This window comes from Rothia sp. HMSC062H08 (assembly GCF_001810775.1).
Taxonomy (GTDB): Bacteria; Actinomycetota; Actinomycetes; order Actinomycetales; family Micrococcaceae; genus Rothia.
In genome coordinates this window covers 66,179-85,131 of the sequence record NZ_KV802656.1, presented here as the reverse complement: position 1 = coordinate 85,131, position 18,953 = coordinate 66,179, and the positions used below count along the sequence as shown (strand labels likewise).

Annotated in this window: 14 protein-coding genes and 1 pseudogene; 10 read left to right on the top strand and 5 right to left on the bottom strand. The window is 59.6% G+C overall.

The annotated features are described in order from the left end of the window. Positions 1–28: 28 nt before the first annotated feature. Positions 29–1,462 carry an adenylosuccinate lyase gene (purB, locus tag HMPREF2765_RS02300; RefSeq protein ID WP_049359941.1) on the bottom strand — a complete coding sequence of 478 codons (1,434 nt, stop codon included), beginning with the start codon at positions 1,460–1,462 and terminating at the stop codon, positions 29–31. 291 nt (positions 1,463–1,753) lie between these two features. On the opposite strand from purB, the gene HMPREF2765_RS02295 reads away from it, so the two are divergent. From HMPREF2765_RS02295 to HMPREF2765_RS02270, 6 genes are all read left to right on the top strand, one after another. After that, on the top strand, positions 1,754–2,347 hold the full coding sequence (locus tag HMPREF2765_RS02295; protein ID WP_049349926.1) for a hypothetical protein: 594 nt from the start codon (positions 1,754–1,756) through the stop codon (positions 2,345–2,347). A 19-nt stretch (positions 2,348–2,366) separates the two neighbouring features. Next, on the top strand, positions 2,367–4,649 hold the full coding sequence (locus tag HMPREF2765_RS02290; protein ID WP_049349927.1) for a hypothetical protein: 2,283 nt from the start codon (positions 2,367–2,369) through the stop codon (positions 4,647–4,649). Between the two features lie 256 nt (positions 4,650–4,905). Next, positions 4,906–6,033, top strand: coding sequence for a histidinol-phosphate transaminase (locus HMPREF2765_RS02285; protein ID WP_049349928.1), 1,128 nt, complete (start codon positions 4,906–4,908; stop codon positions 6,031–6,033). Positions 6,034–6,446: 413 nt separating this feature from the next. Then, a complete protein-coding gene (locus HMPREF2765_RS02280; protein WP_070604183.1) occupies positions 6,447–7,613 on the top strand; it encodes a thiamine pyrophosphate-dependent enzyme in 1,167 nt (388 codons plus the stop codon). Positions 7,614–7,615: 2 nt separating this feature from the next. Next, positions 7,616–8,602 (top strand): alpha-ketoacid dehydrogenase subunit beta, encoded by a 987-nt coding sequence (locus HMPREF2765_RS02275; RefSeq protein WP_049346141.1) that lies wholly within the window; start codon positions 7,616–7,618, stop codon positions 8,600–8,602. A gap of 99 nt (positions 8,603–8,701) precedes the next feature. Further along, positions 8,702–10,177 carry a dihydrolipoamide acetyltransferase family protein gene (locus tag HMPREF2765_RS02270; protein ID WP_012902826.1) on the top strand — a complete coding sequence of 492 codons (1,476 nt, stop codon included), beginning with the start codon at positions 8,702–8,704 and terminating at the stop codon, positions 10,175–10,177. 159 nt (positions 10,178–10,336) lie between these two features. Here HMPREF2765_RS02270 and HMPREF2765_RS02265 read toward each other — a convergent pair whose 3' ends face one another. From HMPREF2765_RS02265 to HMPREF2765_RS09255, 3 genes are read right to left on the bottom strand one after another with little or no spacing between them, the layout of a single operon-like run. Next, positions 10,337–11,449, bottom strand: coding sequence for a hypothetical protein (locus tag HMPREF2765_RS02265; protein ID WP_049346138.1), 1,113 nt, complete (start codon positions 11,447–11,449; stop codon positions 10,337–10,339). Positions 11,450–11,482: 33 nt separating this feature from the next. Then, a complete protein-coding gene (locus HMPREF2765_RS02260) occupies positions 11,483–12,145 on the bottom strand; it encodes a sugar O-acetyltransferase (RefSeq protein ID WP_049346137.1) in 663 nt (220 codons plus the stop codon). Beyond that, positions 12,145–12,294 (bottom strand): hypothetical protein, encoded by a 150-nt coding sequence (locus tag HMPREF2765_RS09255; RefSeq protein WP_005504480.1) that lies wholly within the window; start codon positions 12,292–12,294, stop codon positions 12,145–12,147. The genes HMPREF2765_RS02260 and HMPREF2765_RS09255 overlap by 1 nt, the downstream gene beginning before the upstream one ends. A gap of 147 nt (positions 12,295–12,441) precedes the next feature. Between HMPREF2765_RS09255 and HMPREF2765_RS02255 the strand changes: the two genes are divergently transcribed. From HMPREF2765_RS02255 to HMPREF2765_RS02240, 4 genes are all read left to right on the top strand, one after another. Then, complete coding sequence (locus HMPREF2765_RS02255) at positions 12,442–14,208, top strand: long-chain-fatty-acid--CoA ligase (protein WP_070604182.1); 1,767 nt, start codon at positions 12,442–12,444, stop codon at positions 14,206–14,208. A gap of 317 nt (positions 14,209–14,525) precedes the next feature. After that, a complete protein-coding gene (locus HMPREF2765_RS02250; protein WP_049346134.1) occupies positions 14,526–15,410 on the top strand; it encodes a MetQ/NlpA family ABC transporter substrate-binding protein in 885 nt (294 codons plus the stop codon). A 141-nt stretch (positions 15,411–15,551) separates the two neighbouring features. Further along, a complete protein-coding gene (locus tag HMPREF2765_RS02245; RefSeq protein WP_049353211.1) occupies positions 15,552–16,607 on the top strand; it encodes a methionine ABC transporter ATP-binding protein in 1,056 nt (351 codons plus the stop codon). Next, positions 16,608–17,303, top strand: coding sequence for a methionine ABC transporter permease (locus HMPREF2765_RS02240; RefSeq protein ID WP_012902834.1), 696 nt, complete (start codon positions 16,608–16,610; stop codon positions 17,301–17,303). A gap of 153 nt (positions 17,304–17,456) precedes the next feature. On the opposite strand, the pseudogene HMPREF2765_RS09155 reads toward HMPREF2765_RS02240, so the two are convergent. Next, a pseudogene (locus HMPREF2765_RS09155) lies at positions 17,457–17,609 on the bottom strand (HAD family phosphatase); the annotation flags it as partial. Between the last annotated feature and the right edge of the window lie 1,344 nt (positions 17,610–18,953).

The window sequence follows — 18,953 nt, the reverse complement described above, 5'->3', positions numbered from 1 at the left end:
CGTATAAACCGGTAGTGGGCGCTACGGACTAAGCGTTCTTCGCGTGATCCAGCAGCTGAGCCGCAATACCGTTATAGGTGTGCGGAGTCAGAGCCGACAGACGTGCCTCAGCCTCGGGGGAGAGGCCCAGAGTAGCCACAAACTCCTTCAGACGAGCAGCATCCACGCGGTGACCGCGAGTCAGCTCCTTCAGGCGCTCATACGGGTTCTCCATGCCGGGAACACCTGCAATAGCCTCAGCGCGCATCACCATCTGAATCGCCTCAGCCAGAACCTCCCAGTTGGAATCCAGATCAGCAGAAATAACGTCGGTCGCAATATCCAGACGCTGCAGACCCTTCACCACATTGGAGATAGCCAGCACCGAGTGACCAAACGCCACACCGATATTGCGCTGCGCCGACGAGTCAGTCAGGTCACGCTGCCAACGAGAAGTCACCAGGGTCGAACCCAGCGAATCCAGCAGAGCGTTGGACAGCTCCAGGTTAGCCTCCGCATTCTCAAAGCGAATCGGGTTCACCTTGTGCGGCATAGTCGACGAACCGGTCGCACCAGCCACCGGAATCTGACGGAAGAAACCAATCGAAATGTAGCTCCACACATCGGTGCAGAGGTTGTGCAGCACACGGTTGAAGTGCGCGATATCCGAGTACAGCTCGGCCTGCCAGTCGTGCGACTCAATCTGGGTGGTCAGCGGGTTCCAGGTCAGGCCCAGGTGCTCCACAAAACCACGAGAAACAGCCTGCCAATCAGCGTCAGGAACCGACGCATAGTGAGCAGCGTAAGTGCCGGTCGCACCATTAATCTTGCCGAGGAACTCGGTAGCAGCAGCGTGCTTCACCTGACGCTTCAGACGGTAGGCGAGAACACCCAACTCCTTACCCAGGGTGGAGGGAGTTGCAGGCTGACCGTGAGTGCGGCACAGCATCGGCACGTCGCGGCCTTCCTCAGCCAGCTTCAGCAGAACCTCAATCAGGTTCTCAGCAGCCGGAACCCACACGTTCTCAACAGCATCCTTGATGCCCAACGCGTAGGCGAGGTTGTTAATGTCCTCAGAAGTGCAGCCGAAGTGAACCAGCGGCACCAGGTGACCCAGGCCCAGGCCCTCCAGGCGGCGGCCAATGTAGTACTCGACCGCCTTCACATCGTGAACGGTGACTGCCTCAATCTCAGCCAGCTCCGCCACAGAATCAGCGTTGAAATCGGTCACGATGGCGCGCAGACCGTTCTTCTGCTCACCGGTGAGCGGGGACAGGCCCGGAAGAATCGAATGCTCGCACAGGTAGATGAACCACTCAACCTCAACGTGGATGCGGTCGCGGTTCAGCGCCGCCTCAGAAAGGTAGTTGGTCAGGGGGGCGGTCACGGATGCGTAGCGTCCGTCGAGGGGGCCCAGCGCAAGTTCGCCGGTGCCCAGGTCAATACGGCCAGAAGGCAAGAAGGTGTTATTGGTGTGAGACATAACTCTATTTTTGCATGAATTCGCCGAAAAAAAGAGGCGGGCAGAGCATATGGACGTGATGGGTGGCTGGGGTAGTTGCAGAAATATGACAAAACGAGGGGGTGCGGAGGGGGCATTTTTTGGGTTTTGAGGGGCAAAAACGTGCGAATTCTTCGAAACAAGCCTGAGTTATCCACAGGTTGGCGTACTCCGCCTGCACGGTCACCGCGGCAGATTTAGCCTAAAACAAACCCAAACACAGGACAGAAACAGGCGCACAAACAACCAGTCCAACCACCGAAAGGACGCCCCATGAACACAATCGTCGACACCGCACCGCCTCCCGCACCCCAGCTGCCCCGCATCGAACCAACCGATATCCTCCGCGCAGCAGGACACATGGGCATCGGCACCGCCGCCGGCCACGCCCTCGCCGAACAGCTCATGGCCGCCGCCGCCCTCGCCCGTGCCAAAGGCGCAGAACTCTCCCACAGGATGCGCACCGAAGCCCAAGAAATCCGCACCGCACACCAACGCGCCAACGAACTCAACGGCGACCGCTGGGCATCCGAAGCCGGACGCGCCTACCGGCGACAACTCGAAGAACACCGCGAAAAAATCCGCAACCAGGCCGAACAAGCCGAAGGCACCGCCGCCATGATTGCCGCAGCCGGAGAAGAACTCGCCAACGACCTCACCGGCAAAGCGCAGGCAATCAAAGCCGCCGCCTCCGCCGTAGATAACCTACTCGGCAAAATTGCCGACGGCGCTGCGGACGCACTCGAAAAGCTCAACCCCGGCGAAATCATCGCCCGCTCAGGCGTGCAAAAAGCCCAGTCAACGCTCGATTCGCTCATGCACGTGAACCTGCCCGACGGGCTGAGCTCGCTCATCCGAACCCACTAACCCCACCCTAGGAGACACCATGATTACCGGACCCACCGTTGCGCCCATCGGTGACCTCAGCAACTCCGCAGGGCCCACCGCAGGCACCATCAGCGTTGAGCTTGAAGAAATGCCCGCCATTGCCGACGGCCTCGACGCCGTCAGCCGCACCTGCGCCGACCGCACCATGCCGATTCTTGGCATCGCCACCGAGACTCGGCTCTTCCTCGGCATTAACGGACGTGCCCAGCAGGCTGCCGCTATTTGCGCCGTCCTTGCTGCAGACCTCGGTATGAGTGCCGCAAAGTTCGGCGTCACCGCAGCCACCGTCCGAGCCGCCCACAGCTCCTACCTGCAGGTTGAAAACACCGTCGCAGGCTGGTTCGAATCCATGGGCATCGCAAAGGACGGCAAGCTACCCGACGGACGCAGCACCCGAGGTCACTTCCGCGGCCTCATCGCTGGAGAACCCGGCGAAGCTACCTACCTCTTGAAGCTCACCATTCCCGAGCTTGGGTACTTCTCGGCATCTCGGACGCTACCGTATTCGCCTCTCGTGGCGGGTATTCTTTTCGGCTTCACCGCCTACATGGATGCCAAATGGAATCCTGAAATTGCCCGTCAGCGAGCATTTGACCGCCTTGCAAGCATGTTTGGCATTCCGCGAGGACTTGCTCGAAAGGCACTGGACGGTGGCCTATTCAGTATCGCCAAATCTGGAATCGATACCTTTCTTGGCGCTAAGGCTCATAATATTCGGACCGCTTCTGCCGACGAATACGGTATCGCTGCGCACCGCGGCGAGAAAAGCCAGCTCTCCATAGGCACCAGCTCGGAGCGTCTTATGGCAGCGGCTAAGGCACAGGATCAGGAATTTGAGCGTTCCCGCCAGAACCCCTCGACCGCTGAACGTAGTGCCGTGCTCGTTACCGTTATGTACGAAGCAGGGCACGAAGGCGACCCAGCCCATGCCCTGTATGTGGTGAGCGTTCCAGGTACCAACTTTAACTCCTGGGGCGGATCCATCATAGATGTCCCTGGTGCCGAACGCGAAGCATTGGGCAAAGATACTATGGAGAACCCCGCATATCAGATGGTTTTGCAGGCTCTACGTGATGCCGGAGCGCATCAGGGTGCTCGTGTGTACATGGAGGGCTTCAGCCAGGGCGCCATGATTGCCTACAACATGGCGAATAGTACTGAAGTCGCTCAAGAAATCAATATTGTGGGTGTTTATGCCCAAGGTGCTCCGCTACGAGGCCTGCCGGCTAAACGCCGTGATTTTGCTGTGGACTACGTGGAAGGAGACGGTGACTGGGTTCCTGACTCAGCGGTGAATCCTCTTGCCCAAATTTTCGGGGGAACATGGAGTCCTGATGAACGCGATACAGTAATCACCGTCAATAACCCTGAACATCATGGCGAGAATTACCACGAAGCACTAAAACGTGAAGGGCATAGTGGCAAGGTGCCTGGCGGCATGCGCGCTGCAATGGAGGGTAAAGAGTACGCGCTGGGGGAACAGAAGGTAACCTCAGCCTCAAGCCTGCCGGACGGTCTGCCTCCCGCTCTACGAGTGGGTATAACTATCAAACGTACCGAGGTCTACGGCGGGGCAGCCCTTGCATCAGGAACTGTGCCTGGCCCCTTGGGTATAGCTGAGCTGGCTGATGAGAAGCCAGGCGAGCGTCTGGGGCGGGCAAAGCGTGGTATCGAAGATACCGTCCCCGCCGTCATCGAGGGCGTCAAAAAGACCCTCCCTCGCCCCGAGCCGACTCCGCAGGAGAAGCCTCAGGCCCCGGAGCCTGCATGGCCCGAAACCCCCGTGCCGCCGATGCCCAAGGTGCCCCTCCTGCAGGGATACAACCCGCAGAATATTCCGCCCGCCATCAAGATGCCCGCGGACCTGAGTCGTCCGGAGCCTGCGCCCATCAAGATGCCCGCTCGAATCGAGGCAGAGGGGCAGCTGCCCCCTGCAAGTCTGATCCCGCCGGACATTCTGCCCAAACCTGCAGATCTGCATACGCACATCGAAAAGGCTGTTACTCAGCCAATCATCGATCAGCTACAGCTCCCTACAGTTGGTTCCGCGCTCAAGAATCCTCCAATCTTCGGAGTCGGGCAAGGCGGAGACTACGACAGTAGCGAGTCGCTCATCCCCGCCCTACCGAATCTGAAGCCTGCACCCATGCTCCCGCCCAAGAGCATTGACCCCGGGTTCCTCGCATCAACTCCGCCCGAGAACATCGACCCCGGGTTCCGCGCCCCAGGCCCTCCCGAGGACCTGACTCCCATCGAGGAGCGTGAACCCCTGATGGTCTAAAAGCCCTATCTCAACGGCTCGGTGGAGGGTGGAGGGGACGAGTAGAGTAGAGAAGAGAAAAGGAGGGGCGCCACCGGGAACAACCCCGGCGGCACCCCTCCATCTTTTCGTACAGCCTTTGCGTACAGTGTGTGCTTCTTTGCGCACAGCGCTCGCGGCTAGCATCTGCTGCCTGCACAGCTACAGTTTGCTTGCGACCTGCTCTCCAGGTGAGAAGCGTTAGCCTCCGAGCCGCCCGCAGGCACATACTGGAACCATGAGCCAGTCAGCTGAACACGCCAACATCCCGGTCCGCCCCGTCTTCAACACCCTGCCCAGCTACGCGGCAGGCAAGCCGCCCGCACCCGTTGAAGGCCTCACCCAGTACAAGCTCTCCTCGAACGAGAACCCGCTGGGCCCCGTACCCGAGGTGGCGCGCCTCCTCGCAGAATTTGTGACCGTGCACCGCTACCCCGACCCGCTCTCCACCGCCCTGCGCCACAAGCTCTCCGCACGGCTCGGCGTGGACGCTGACGACATCGTCACCGGTGCCGGAAGCCTCGGTGCGCTCAACCAAATCCTCAAAACCTTCGCCGGCGTAAACGCCGACGGCGTGCAGGACGAAGTCATCTACGCCTGGCGCTCCTTCGAGGCATACCCGATCCTCGTCGGCATTATGGGCGCTCGCAGCGTGCAGGTGCCGAACCTGCCCGACGGCTCACACGACCTGGACGCCATGGCGGCAGCCATCACCAATCGCACCCGCCTGATCCTGGTCTGCACCCCCAACAACCCGACCGGCCCCGCCGTCACCGAGAGCCAGATTCGTGCGTTCCTGGCGAAGGTGCCCGCCCACATCCCCGTGGTCATTGATGAGGCGTACTTCGAGTTCTGCGCTGCCTCCACCGTGCCGGACAGTGAAGAAGCCCCGCTGAACGGCATGGACATCTACCGCGACTACGAGAACGTCATCATTCTGCGCACCTTCTCCAAGGCGCAGGGCCTGGCGGGTCTGCGCGTGGGCTATTCGATTTCGCACCCGCAGATTACGCAGCACCTGCGCGTGGCGGCGACCCCGTTCGCCGTGACGGCGCTGGCGGAGGCGGCGGCTATCGCCTCCATCGAGCATGAGGATGCGGTGATGGAGCGTGTGAGCCACCTGGTCGCTGAGCGTGAGCGCGTGACCGCTCGACTGCGCGAGCTGGGCTACGATTTCCCGAGCACCTACGCGAACTTTGTGTGGCTGCCCCTGGGGGAGCGCACGGGTGAGTTCGTGCAGTTGATGGCTGAGCATGCGCTGTCGGTGCGTGCGTTTGGCACCGAGGGCGTGCGCGTGAGTATTGGCGAGGTGGAGGCGAATGACCGTTTCCTCTCGCTATGTGAGGTCTTCGCGAAGGGGCTCTAGAGCGTCTTGTGAAGGGGCGGGAGTGCCCACCCTGCCCTGTTTGAGCCCTAATTGAACAATGTACTATTTTCCCTTGTCGAGGTTTGTTTGGGCTTTTCAAATGGTTCTCGCGCGGGAAAAATGATGGCCCCAAAAAGCTCTCAATAGTTAAATTAAACCTCCTATATATTCCCGAAAAAGAATATATAGGAGGTTTAATTTAATGATGTTCAAATAGTGAATGACAGGGCATAATACGCTGTGTTATCAGCGTAACTGCCGCGAGATAAAGCCGGAAAGAGTAGACTGGTAACTATATATGCCCAGACCCTCACAGGCCTGCCGGAACACCTCAAACCCTGCACCATCAGGTGAACGTTGAGACTAAAACCCGGGCCGCTGAGGGCCAAGCCCTCGTCACGTGTGGAGGTTAGATGCACGAGAACGACAAGTACCCGGGAGTGCCCGAGCGCATCCAGCTCATGGATGAGAACGGCACCGTCCACGAACACCCCACCTTCAGCCGATACGTCAAAGACGTCGATGGTGATATCCTGCGCGAGGCCTACCGCCTCATGTACCCCACCCGCCGCTTCGACGATGAGGCGACCGCCCTGCAGCGCCAGGGTCAGCTCGCCCTGTGGGTTCCTAGCCGAGGCCAGGAGGCCGCGCAGGTCGGTTCCGCACTCGCCTACGCACCCAACGACTACATCTTCCCCTCCTATCGTGAGCACGCCGTTGCCCTGGCGCGCGGTGTGGATTTCCGCGACCTGATTACCATCTTCCGTGGCACCACCACCCACGGCTGGGACATGAAGGCACACAACTTCCACACCTACACCAAGGTGCTTGCCGCCCAGACCCTGCATGCAGTCGGCTACGCCATGGGTCTGAACTTCGACGCCGACATCGAGGCTGAAACCGGCATCCGCCGCACCGGTCAGGGCCAGGCAACCGACCCTGCCGAGGACACCCAGAAGCCTGCCGTGGCGGTCTACTTCGGTGACGGCTCCTCCACCGAGGGTGACGCGCACGAGTCCATGGTTTTTGCTGCCTCCTACAACGCGCCGGTGCTCTTCTTCGTGCAGAACAACCGCTGGGCTATCTCCGTGCCCTTCGAGGTGCAGTCCCGCGTGCCGGTGTCCACCCGCGCCGCAGGCTACGGCTTCGAGGGTATTCGCGTGGACGGCAACGACGTTCTCGCCGTGCTCGCCGCAACCCGCTACGCCATGGAGAAGATCCGTGCCGGTGAAGGCCCCGTACTGATTGAGGCCGAGACCTACCGCCTCGGCCCGCACACCACCGCGGATGACCCCACCAAGTACCGCACCGATGCCGACCTAGAAGGTCCCCTGCGCCGCGACCCCATGTTGCGCCTTGAGAAGCACCTGCGCGAGCAGGGCTACGCCGATGATGCCTTCTTCGAAGAGGTTGCAGAATCTGCGCAGCAGGTCGCGAACGGCGTGCGTGAGGCAGTGCTGAACTCTGAGGTTGCCGACTTTGAGTATTTCTTCGACCGCGTCTACGTGCAGGAACACCAGCAGGTGGAAGACGACCGCGAGTTCTATCGTAACTACGTTGCAGGCTTTGAAGAGGAGTAAGCATGAGCGAGAAAATTGAACGTTTGACCCTCGCCAAGGCGATTACCCGCGGCCTGGAAGACGCCATGGAAGCCGACCGCACCGTCGTCATGCTCGGTGAGGATATCGGCAAGCTCGGCGGCGTGTACCGTGTGACCGAGGGCCTGCAGGCGCGCTTCGGCAACCGCCGCGTCATGGATGCGCCCCTGGGTGAGTCCGGCATTATCGGCACCTCCATCGGTATGGCCCTGCGTGGCTACCGTCCCGTGCCGGAGATTCAGTTCGACGGCTTCGTGTTCCCCGCCTACAACCAGATCACGAGCCAGCTGGGGAAGATTCACAACCGCACCGATAAGCAGTACACGGTGCCGGTGACTATCCGCATTCCGTACGGTGGCGTGATTGGTTCGGTGGAGCACCACTCCGAGTCCCCGGAGGCGCTGTTCGCCCACACTGCGGGTCTGCGTATTGTGACCCCCTCGACCCCGCACGAGGCGTACTGGATGACCCGCAAGGCGATTGAGTGCCCCGACCCGGTCATTATTTTTGAGCCGAAGCGCCGCTACTGGCTCAAGGGTGAAGTGGACTTTAGCGACACTTCCTTTGATCCGTTTAGCGCCCAGGTGGTGCGTGAGGGTACGGACGCGACCATCGTTGCGTACGGTCCGCTGGTGCCGGTTGCTCTGGCTGCTGCGGAGGCTGCCGTGGAGGATGGCCGCTCGATTGAGGTCATTGACCTGCGCTCGATTTCGCCGCTGGACGTGCCGACCGTTGCCGCTTCGGTGGCGAAGACTGGCCGCCTGATTGTTGCGCACGAGGCGCCGACCTTCGGTGGCATGGGCGGTGAGTTGGCTGCGGCGATTACGGAGCGTTGCTTCTACAGCCTGCAGGCGCCGGTGATTCGTGTGGGCGGCTACTACATGCCGTACCCGATTTCCCGCGTTGAGGAAGAGTACGTGCCCGATATTGACCGTATTCTTGAGGCGGTTGACCGCGCTTTTGACTACTAGGCATTCCCTGATCTGACGTATCAGCGTGTTGCGCTATGGCGGGTTGCAAGCCCGCACAGAATATTCCGTATAGGGCATATGCCCTAGTGAGAGGTAAAAATGTCCCAGATTTTCCCGCTCCCTGACGTGGGCGAAGGCCTGACCGAAGCAGAAATCCTCAGCTGGAAGGTGGCAGTCGGCACCGAGGTCGCCATCAACGACGTCCTCGTCGAAATTGAAACCGCGAAGAGCGTCGTGGAACTACCCTCGCCCTTCGCCGGCACCGTCGAGGCGCTGCTCGTTGCCGAAGGCGAAACCGTTGAGGTGGGCACCCCGATCATCAGCATCTCCGGCGGCGACAACGCACCCGCAACCCCGGCGGCACCCGCCGCGGCAGAGGCTGAGTCCGGCACCGCACTGGTCGGCTCCGGCCCCAAGGCGGACGCTGTGAAGCGCCGCGCCCGCAAGCGCCCCGCCTCCGCGGCCCAGCCCGCACAGGCTGTTGCGGCACCGGTCGCACCGGCTGTTCAGGCACCCGTGGCGCACACCCCCGCCGACTCGGCGAACCGCAACCAGGGCCTGCTGAGCGAGCTGGCTGAGCGCGCCTCCCGCTTTGTGGAGAACACCCCGCTGAACTCGGTGGTGCAGCGTCTGGCACCCGAGCCCGCAGCGGCTCCCGCGCCGACTTTGGCTCCTGAGCAGGTTCCGCACCGCCCGACCCTCGCGCCGCCTCCGGTGCGTCTTGCCGCAAAGGAGCTGGGTGTTGACCTGGCGAACGTGACCGCTACCGGTGCGCGCGGCCAGGTGACCAAGCAGGACCTCATGAACTATGTGGCGCACCTGAGCGATGTGCAGCATAGCGGCGCCCGCCAGCCGTTCTGGCAGCCCGCAGCCACCCCCGGTGACCGCATTGAGCGCATCCCGGTGCGTGGCGTGCGTAAGGCTACCGCGAAGGCTATGGTTGCTTCGGCGTTTAGCGCCCCGCACGTGTCCATCTTCGTGGATGTTGATGCCTCCCGCACCATGGAGTTCGTGAAGCGCCTGAAGAAGTCCCGCCACTTTGAGGGCGTGAAGGTCACCCCGCTGCTGGTACTTGCCGCCGCGGTCATTTGGGCTGCTGAGCGTAACCCGCAGGTCAACGCGACCTGGACCGATAGCGAAATCCAGATTAAGCACTTCATGAACCTGGGTATTGCTGCGGCGACCCCGCGCGGCCTGATGGTTCCGAACATTAAGGACGCTCAGGAGCTGTCCCTGCGTGAGCTGGCTATCGCGCTGAACAACCTGACCACTCGCGCCCGTGAGGGTAAGACTCAGCCCGCTGAGATGGCGAACGGCACCCTGACCATTACGAACATCGGTTCGCTGGGTATTGATACGGGTACCCCGATTATTAACCCCGGTGAGGTGGCGATTGTTGCCTTCGGTACGATCAAGCAGAAGCCGTGGGTGGTTGATGGTGAGGTCATTCCTCGCTGGGTGACGACCCTGGGTGGCTCCTTCGATCACCGTGTGGTGGATGGCGACCTGTCAGCTCGTTTCATGGCTGATGTGGCTGCGATTCTTGAGGAGCCTGCACTGCTGCTGGACCACTAAGCGGAACATTTTGGCTAGTCAGCGCCGTATTGCTGGGTAGCTAAGGCCGTTTAGGATACAGATACTTAGATACAGAAAACCTCCGGTACCTTTCGTAAGGTACCGGAGGTTTTCTGCACGTTTTATCCCTATCGCAACGAGGCGCGGGTGCTTAGAAGACTAGGCGTCCTCGCGTGCCACCTGGTCGCTCGGGTACTTGTCCACGCGGCGGTGGTACAGGCGTCCCAATAGGCCGCCGAGGATAGCGCCGAGGAAGCTCAACGCCAGAACCAGCAGAACCGCGAGCAGGCCGTTCGCGAAATCGCCCGCAATCAGCTTCTGCAACGACAGGGACGCAACACTATTCTGGAACAGCTGAGGCATGAGGAAGGTCGCCAGGGATCCGAGGATGAGCGCCATAATCTGCCAGAGCCACACGGCAATGCCCTGCTTCGCGCCGGCGAATCGTGCCATGCGTCCCGCCGCGTAACCGCCCACCAGGTAAGCGAAGAAAATGAGCACACTCAACGCCACCGCGACCGGCACGGCGTTCGACGCGCCGCTGAAGAGTCGGGAGACCACCGAGGCGTATTCGATGGACTCGCTCTGACCGGTCAGGGTCAGCCACGACTGGATAGCCCACAGGCCACCGTCCATGAGGGAGATGGTGATCAGCCAGCCGAGCAGGCCGGGCAGTAGGTGCATGCGGGAGTAGCGGCTCTTCTGCATGGACAGTGCGGTTGCGGCGGTGAGGATGGGTTCCGAGCCAGCGGCATCACCTGCGGGGGTGGGGATGACGAAGTGGTCATCTGCCGCGGGGGCAGCCTGCGGGGCGCTGGGTGCCGCATGGGCGTTGCCGGGTGCGGGCACCTCGTAGCTTGCCGCTGCGGTCGGTGCGGTAGGGGGTGCGCTAGCTACGCCGCCGCGCACGTTGTCCGTGCTGGGGGCTGCAGGCTTGTCGAGCCAGCTGAGGTTGTCGGTAGCGGGTTCGCCCAAGTCAGCGCCGGAGTCTGCACTTTGAGCGGTGCTGTTTGCGGAGAGGAGCGGCTGCGTTGCGGTAGCCGCTTCGGTGAGGGGGCGGGTCGCATCCTGCGAGGACTGCGCGGAGGACTGAGCCGAAGAGGCCGCCTCGCGCGCCTTTTCGTGGGCGCGGCGTGCCGCGTTCAGCTCCTCATCGGTCAGAACCACGGTGGGGTCGTCGGAGGAGAATGCCGCCTCCCACAGGTCACTTTCGGTGGGGGAGGACGCCGCGGCGGCCGGATGCTGCTGCGGGGTGTTGTTCTGTGCGTTCATTAAATCCTTTGGATTCTAGTCCTGGGTGCTGATTTAGCGGTTGCGGTCAGCGTAGAAGGCGCGTGCTTCTTCCAGGGCTTCTGCGGAGTAGGTGTGCGGGTATGCCGGGCGTTCGTTCTCGTCCAGGGTACGGACCACGCGGCCGGGGTTGCTCACCACGAGGGAGTTAGCCGGGACGTCCTTGGTGACGACGGTGCCCGCGCCAATCACGGAGTTCTTGCCGATGGTCACACCGCCCAGGATGATGGCGCCGCCACCGATCCAGACGTTGTCTTCAACGGTGATGGGCTCGCCACCTTCCCAGTATGCGGCGCGGTCGATCGGGTTGAGCGGGTGGGTGGGGGTGAGGAACTGTACGTTGTTGCCGACGAGCACGGTGGAGCCGATGCGGATCGGGCAGACGTCCAGGAAGACGCAGCCAAAGTTGAAGAAGGAGCCGTCACCAATATAGGTGTTCACGCCGTAGTCGAAGCGTGCGCCGGGGCGGATGTGCGAGTGCTCGCCCAGGTGGCCGAGGTGTTCACGGTAGACGTGCATTGCCTGTGCCTGCTCGCCGCGTGCGTAGTGTTCTTCGGCGAGGACGGTTGCAGCGTGGATGCGCTTAGTCTGCGCGGCGCATTCGGCGTCGGGCATGTAGGCGGCGCCGGAGACCATGCGGTTGAAGATGTCGCCGTTGGGGCGCTGCGGGGTGTGCATTAGTGGGCTCCTCCCAGAAGGTAAGCAAGTGCGATGATGGCCATTCCGAACAGGATGACGACTCCTCCGGCGATAGCGAATCGTTTGGAAATTTCGCGGAGGAGCTTCTTGAACTGCTCGTCAGTGATGTCTTGCTGTCGTTTACTCATGCTTTAAGTATCCCAGAGTTGCTGGGTTCTGCCTTAGTGTTTCGGCGTTTATTGCGGTATCTGGGGCGGGTGTACCGTGTGATTTTCAGCGTGGAAAGAAGCGCTGCTGAGTTGAAGCGTGAGGGTGTGGGAAGGCACAATCAATGCATGACTGAGGCTCAGAAGAACACGAACCTGCAGGATGCGGCGGCACCTGCATCCCCCGCTGGCGTATCGGCTGGTGCGCATCCGTTGGCGCATCGACCCTGGTTGAAGAATTATTCTTCGTGGACTGCCCGCGATATTGAGCTGCCCGAAACCTCGCTGAGCCACCTCATTGACGAGGCGGTCCGCACCGTACCCCACAAGGTGGCGCTGGAGTTCTTTGGCTCGACCACAACCTACGCCGAGTTGGGGGATCAGATTGAGCGTGCTGCGGAGGGTCTGCGCGTAGCGGGTGTGCAGCCGGGTGACCGTGTGGCGCTGATTTTGCCGAACTGTCCTCAGCATATTGCGGCGTTCTACGCGATTTTGCGCCTGGGCGCGATTGTGGTGGAGCATAACCCTCTGTACACGGGCGCGGAGTTGCGCCACATGTTTGAGGATCACGGCGCGAAGGTCGCGATTGTGTGGGATAAGATCGCCTCGCATATTACGGGTCTTCCGGCGGATATCCGCCCGAACCATATTTATTCGGTGAACATGATTTCGGCGATGCCCGCGCTGATGCGTACCGCGCTGAAGCTGCCGTTGAAGAGCGCGCGTGCTTCGCGTGAGAAGCTGACCGGTCCTGCGCCGGGTACGGTGTCGTGGGCTCAGCTGGTGAAGAGCGAGCGTATTGACCCGTCGCATCGCCGCCCGACCGCGCACGATATTGCGCTGCTGCAGTACACCTCGGGTACGACCGGCCTGCCGAAGGGTGTGATGCTCACGCACCGCAACCTGGAGTCTAACGGTCGCATGGGTGAGGCATGGATTAACCCGGGTGATGACGAGGTGATTTACTCGGTTCTGCCGCTGTTCCACGCCTACGGTATGACCCTGGGCGTGACGATTGCGTCGCTGTGCCGTGCCCGCCTGGTGCTGTTCCCGACCGTGGACATGGACCTGATTTTGAAGGCGATGAAGAAGACCCGCCCGACCATTCTTCCTGCGGTTCCGCCGGTGTATCGCCGCCTCATGGATGAGGCGAAGAAGCGCGGCGTGTCCCTGGAGGGTATCCGTTATGCGGTCTCCGGTGCGATGAACCTGCCGCCTGAGCTGGTTGCCGAGTGGGAGGAAGCGTCCGGCGGTTTCATGGTGGAAGGCTACGGCCTGACCGAGTGTGCGCCGCTGGTGTCCTGCAACCCGCTCAATGACACTCGTCGCGCCGGTTTTATTGGTGTTCCGTTCCCCTCCACCGATATTCGTGTGGTGGACCCGGAGACCGGCGAGGACGTGCCTGATGGTGAAGAGGGCGAGCTGTGGGTGAAGGGCCCTCAGCGTTTTGCTGGTTACTGGAAGCGTGAGGACGAGACGGCGAAGACCATCACTCCCGAGGGTTGGCTGCGTACCGGCGATATTGTGCGACTGGACGAGGACTACTTCATTCAGATTGTTGATCGCATCAAGGAAGTTATTATTACCGGCGGTTTCAATGTCTCCCCGACGGAGGTTGAGGTCGCCCTCAAGCAGCACGACATGGTCGCGGATGCGGCGGTCGTCGGTATTCCGCTGCCCGCCGGTGGCGAGATGGTGGTTGCCGCCGTGGTGCCCGCCCCGGGACGCGTGGTGCAGGAACACACCCTGCGTGAGCACTGCTACTCGAAGGTGACTCGCTACAAGGTTCCGCGCCGCATCGTGGTGGTGGATGACCTGCCCCGTTCGATGCTGGGTAAGGTTCTGCGCCGTAAGGTGCGTGAGCAGCTGATTGCTTCGGGCGAGTTTGACCAGTAGACGCTAGCGGCTCGCTGATTGCCCGTTTTATGAACGCCGGCTTGGGTTTTTGTACCCTTGCCGGCGTTTTGTGTGCGCCTGAATACACCGGCAATGACACCGTCAATGACGCTTTATAACCTGGAAATAATCACCGCATGACGAAATATGACAAAATATGACGACCTTGACGTTCTGTGTCTCATGAATAGCTCTTAACTTCCACACCCGCCCCCGCCCGTGCTGTAATTGTCCCATCATCATTCCCATCGGACGTGCTAGTACCAACGTCAGCACCCGGTGGAACGCATCATCATTCAACAGAAAGATTCATAGCCGTGAAGAAGTTTGCTGCTGCACTCGCAGTTGTCCCCATGGTCTTTGGCCTGGCAGCCTGCGGTTCCACCAACTCCTCCTCTTCCTCCTCTTCCGAATCCAAGAAGGTCACCATCGGTGTGGTTGGCTCTGAGAAGTTCAACAAGACCCTGAAGGAAGAAGCTAAGAAGCAGGGTATCGACATTGAGTACAAGGAGTTCAGCGCTTACACCGAGCCGAACCCCGCACTGGACGCCGGTGACATCGACATGAACCGCTTCCAGCACATCGCGTACCTGTCTAACTACAACGTGAGCGCTAACAAGGACCTGCAGATTGTCGGTCCGACCGTCATCTACCCGATGGCTCTGTTCTCCAAGAAGCACTCCAAGTTGGCTGACATCCCCCAGGGCGGCGAGATCGTTATCCCGAACGACACCGTGAACGAGGCACGCGCACTGAAGCTGCTGAAGACCAACGGTCTGGTCACCTTCAAGAACGCTGACGTTGACGCACCCACCATCGACGACGTGGACACCGCTAACTCCAAGGTGAAGGTCACCCCCGTCGACGCAACCCAGACCGTGGTTGGCATGGAGTCCGCTGACGGCGCAGTCGTCAACAACGACTTCCTCAAGGATGCAGGCCTGAAGCCCGCAGACGCACTGGCTCAGGACGACCCCAAGACCGACCCCTCGGCCATCAAGTATGTGAACCTCTTCGTTGCTCAGAAGGACAAGGCTGACGACGAGACCTACAAGAAGATCGTCGAACTCTTCCACTCGAAGGCCGTCATGGACGTCGTTCAGGAAGAGACCCGCGGCACCGCTGTTGAGGTCAACGTGAGCACCGACGAGCTGCGTCAGTCCCTGGCTAACGAAGAAGCCAAGCTGCGCGCCAAGAAGTAATCTTCTGAATACACGCCTCTTCTAGGCATACGCAAAGGCGGTAAGTCTAAGAACCCGATGCGGGTGAAGGCTTACCGTCCTTTGCGTAACGGCGTTAAGGCCCTTTAGCGCCCCAACCACGACATTTACGGATACATATTTATGAGTGAACTGGCACAGAGCTTCGGCGACAGCACCTCGCCCATGGTGGTTCTGGACGGAGTCTCCAAGGTCTTCGGCAACGGCCCCAAGGCAGTAGTTGCTGTCGACAACGTCTCCCTCACCATTAACCGCGGTGAAATCTTTGCAATTATCGGCTACTCCGGCGCCGGTAAGTCCACCCTGGTCCGCCTCATTAACGGCCTGGAAACCACCACCAGCGGCACCCTGACCGTCGGCGGCTTCGAAATTTCCGGCAAGCGCGACTCCGAACTGCGCGAAGCACGCACCAACATCGGTATGATCTTCCAGCAGTTCAACCTGATGAACTCCCGCACCGTGCTCGGTAACGTCGAGTTCCCCCTGAAGATTGCCGGCTGGTCTAAGAAGGACCGCCGCGCCCGCGCCCTGGAAATGCTCGAGTTTGTGGGTCTTGCCGACCGTGCAGGCCACTACCCGAACCAGCTTTCGGGCGGTCAGAAGCAGCGTGTGGGTATTGCCCGTGCGCTCGCGACCAGCCCCGCCCTGCTGCTGGCGGATGAGTCCACCAGCGCGCTGGACCCGGAAACCACTCATGAAGTGCTCGCTCTGCTCAAGCGTGTGAACCGCGAACTGGGTGTGACCGTCGTGGTCATTACCCACGAGATGGACGTGGTCTCCAGCATCGCTGACCGTGTGGCGGTCATGGAGTCCGGCCGCGTGGTCGAGCAGGGCAACGTCTACGACGTCTTCTCCAACCCGCAGACCGACGTGGCAAAGCTGTTTGTGGCAACCACCGTCAAGCTCGCCCCCACCGGCAAGGAAGCGGCTGAGCTGCGCGCAAACCACAAGGGTTACCTCATCAACGTTGAAATCGTGGAGGGTAACCAGGAGCTCGGTAAGGTGCTGTCCTACCTGGGCGCCCGTAACGTCCGCTTCAACATTGTGGGCGGCGGTATTGAGACCCTGCAGGGTAAGGCGTACGGTACCCTCACCCTGGAACTCCTTGGCGAAATCACCAGCATTGATGCCGCCGTTGCCGAACTGAAGACCGTTGCCCGCGTGCAGGAGGTGCGCTAAATGTTTGCTACTACTCTTCCGCTGGCTGCGTCTAAGACGGACTGGTCCGAGTTCCTGCCCGAGAAGCTGCTCCCGGCTATCGGCGATACGTTCTACATGGTGTCTATCACCATGCTGTGCGCCGGTCTGGTCGGCCTGATTGTGGGTGCTCTGCTGTACACCACCCGTGAAGGTAACATCTTCCAGAACCGCTTCGTGTACACGATCCTGAACATTCTGGTGAACGTGATTCGCCCGATTCCGTTCATTATTTTGATTGCGGCTTTGGGCCCGCTGACTAGTGCTGTGGTGGGTACCCGCCTGGGCGTGAACGCTGCGGTCTTCGCGATGAGCTTCGGTGCTGCGTTCGCTATTGCCCGTATCGTGGAGCAGAACATGGTCTCCATTGACCCGGGCGTGATTGAGGCGGCGCGTGCGATGGGCGCTTCGAAGCTGACCATCCTGTTCACCGTGATGATTCCGGAGGCGCTTGGCCCGCTGATCCTGGGTTACACCTTCCTCGTCATTGGCGTGGTGGATATGTCCGCTATGGCCGGTTACGTGGGTGCTGGCGGTCTGGGTAAGATCGCGATTGTGGACGGCTACCAGCGCTTCAACGATGAGATCACCTGGGCTGTTGTGGCGATTATTATCGTCCTGGTTCAGCTGGTTCAGTTCATCGGTAACTTCCTGGCGAAGAAGGTTATGCGCCGATAAGCTCGTGCCCCTTGTAGGCCTTGTAGGTACTGTAGGTACGGCTGATACAGCATAGAAGACCCCCGGTCTGCTCCTTGAGGAGCGGGCCGGGGGTCTTTCCTCGTACCGGGTCTTTCTTGATGCTGCTACGAGGGCGGCGGGTGCAGCTTAGCCCTGCGCCGCCTCCAGGTACATATCCGGGGCGGGCTTACCGGTGGGAACGTCGTTGCTGCTGACCCAGGTGCGCACCAGCGGGGCGTAGCCGTAGCTTTTCATCTTTAGGGTCAGAATGTTCGCGGTGGAGTTCGACGCCACCGCAACCGGCATGTCTATGACCTACACATCAACAACACCGCCAGATCACAGGGCGAATGCCCTCCGCGCGGAAGATTAGAGCCTTCCGCCATCTATGCGAAGAGCGAGCCGTTTGTGCTTCTTATGCTTCGCCAATCGACCGACCGAGCCGACCGACTGGCCTGTGTTGTTTGTTGTGATGCCCCTTGTGCTTTTCATTCAAATACCTTTGTGTATTTTGTTTGGAAAGTACAAGGGCATTCGCTTCTCTCTCCCCTCACCTCTCTCAGCCTGAGCTGTGAGGTTGAGTCTTGGAACAGAAGGAGAGAAGCCAGAGAGAAAAAGAGCCTGAGCGTTAGCGAAGTCCGCTTAAGCGGACGTAAAATAAAAGTTCCTAGACCGTAGAACTGAAGTGAGAGAGTTGTGAGGACAAGACCAGAGTTATCTCCTGCTCGTAAGAGAAGAAAAGCATACGCACGTAGGAAAGAAGAAGAGAGGTGGGTGAAAGCAGCAGGGGAAGTGAAGACTGTTTACCGCTGTATCTGCGATAAGAACCTAGAAATGTGTAAGGCAGAGGAGCATCCGAAGCGCAATAAGACGACTTAGGATGTAAGTTTGCTGAGGAGAGAGAACGGGCTGGGAGCTTTAGCAGCTAAATACTATAGTGTGCAGTGGCGCAAATTGTTATTGAATCATTACTAAAATAATTTTGACTCCCATTTTGCTGATTGATATCATAAAAGTGTTCTGTTTCACATCAAACTAGAGATATTATCAACAGCTAGAGAGGGACAGTCAATGAAAAATGTTAGTAAGTCAATTGCAAGTTGTATTTCTGTAACTGTAGCGATAGGTGATTAAAGTGGTCGACACTAGATACATACCGGTACCTGAATTATGTTTCGCAGGTTATTCTTTCTATTATTTTACATCTTCGCATGATTCAATGTTTTATAATGTTGCCGGTATTTTAATTCTTTGTGGATTTGTTGGGTACTCTGCATATCGTGCAAATAAGAACTACGTACAACCTGCGGCATCCTTCATAAAATCCGTATTTTTTATGTTGGCTGTGGTAATTTTACAAGTGTATTGGCTTGACCCTTTGGCTCAGGTTGTAGTTCTACTTATGAGTATCCAGTACGCTTTTGTTTTCTATAAGCAACAGCCGAAATAAGCATCCTTGGAGTTCTAAAACACCTAGCATCACGAGAACCTGCCAATGTTCAGGTTCTCGTGATGTTTTGTATTGGTACCGTTTAGTGAGACTTTGGAAAAGTAGCGCTCCGCGAAAGTGCTGATGAGGTCAAAGGGCTACAAGAGCGGGTGCTAGAGAGGCAGCTGATAAGCATAGAAGACCCCCGGTCTGCTCCTTGA

Excerpts from the sequence above, each read along its gene's own strand:
- HMPREF2765_RS02240 (WP_012902834.1), top strand. The coding sequence starts at position 16,608 with ATGTTTGCTACTACTCTTCCGCTGGCTGCGTCTAAGACGGACTGGTCC.
- HMPREF2765_RS02295 (WP_049349926.1), top strand. The coding sequence starts at position 1,754 with ATGAACACAATCGTCGACACCGCACCGCCTCCCGCACCCCAGCTGCCC.
- HMPREF2765_RS02275 (WP_049346141.1), top strand. The coding sequence starts at position 7,616 with ATGAGCGAGAAAATTGAACGTTTGACCCTCGCCAAGGCGATTACCCGC.
- purB (WP_049359941.1), bottom strand. The coding sequence starts at position 1,462 with ATGTCTCACACCAATAACACCTTCTTGCCTTCTGGCCGTATTGACCTG.
- HMPREF2765_RS02280 (WP_070604183.1), top strand. The coding sequence starts at position 6,447 with ATGCACGAGAACGACAAGTACCCGGGAGTGCCCGAGCGCATCCAGCTC.
- HMPREF2765_RS02285 (WP_049349928.1), top strand. The coding sequence starts at position 4,906 with ATGAGCCAGTCAGCTGAACACGCCAACATCCCGGTCCGCCCCGTCTTC.
- HMPREF2765_RS02290 (WP_049349927.1), top strand. The coding sequence starts at position 2,367 with ATGATTACCGGACCCACCGTTGCGCCCATCGGTGACCTCAGCAACTCC.
- HMPREF2765_RS02270 (WP_012902826.1), top strand. The coding sequence starts at position 8,702 with ATGTCCCAGATTTTCCCGCTCCCTGACGTGGGCGAAGGCCTGACCGAA.
- HMPREF2765_RS09255 (WP_005504480.1), bottom strand. The coding sequence starts at position 12,294 with ATGAGTAAACGACAGCAAGACATCACTGACGAGCAGTTCAAGAAGCTC.
- HMPREF2765_RS02265 (WP_049346138.1), bottom strand. The coding sequence starts at position 11,449 with ATGAACGCACAGAACAACACCCCGCAGCAGCATCCGGCCGCCGCGGCG.
- HMPREF2765_RS02255 (WP_070604182.1), top strand. The coding sequence starts at position 12,442 with ATGACTGAGGCTCAGAAGAACACGAACCTGCAGGATGCGGCGGCACCT.
- HMPREF2765_RS02260 (WP_049346137.1), bottom strand. The coding sequence starts at position 12,145 with ATGCACACCCCGCAGCGCCCCAACGGCGACATCTTCAACCGCATGGTC.
- HMPREF2765_RS02245 (WP_049353211.1), top strand. The coding sequence starts at position 15,552 with ATGAGTGAACTGGCACAGAGCTTCGGCGACAGCACCTCGCCCATGGTG.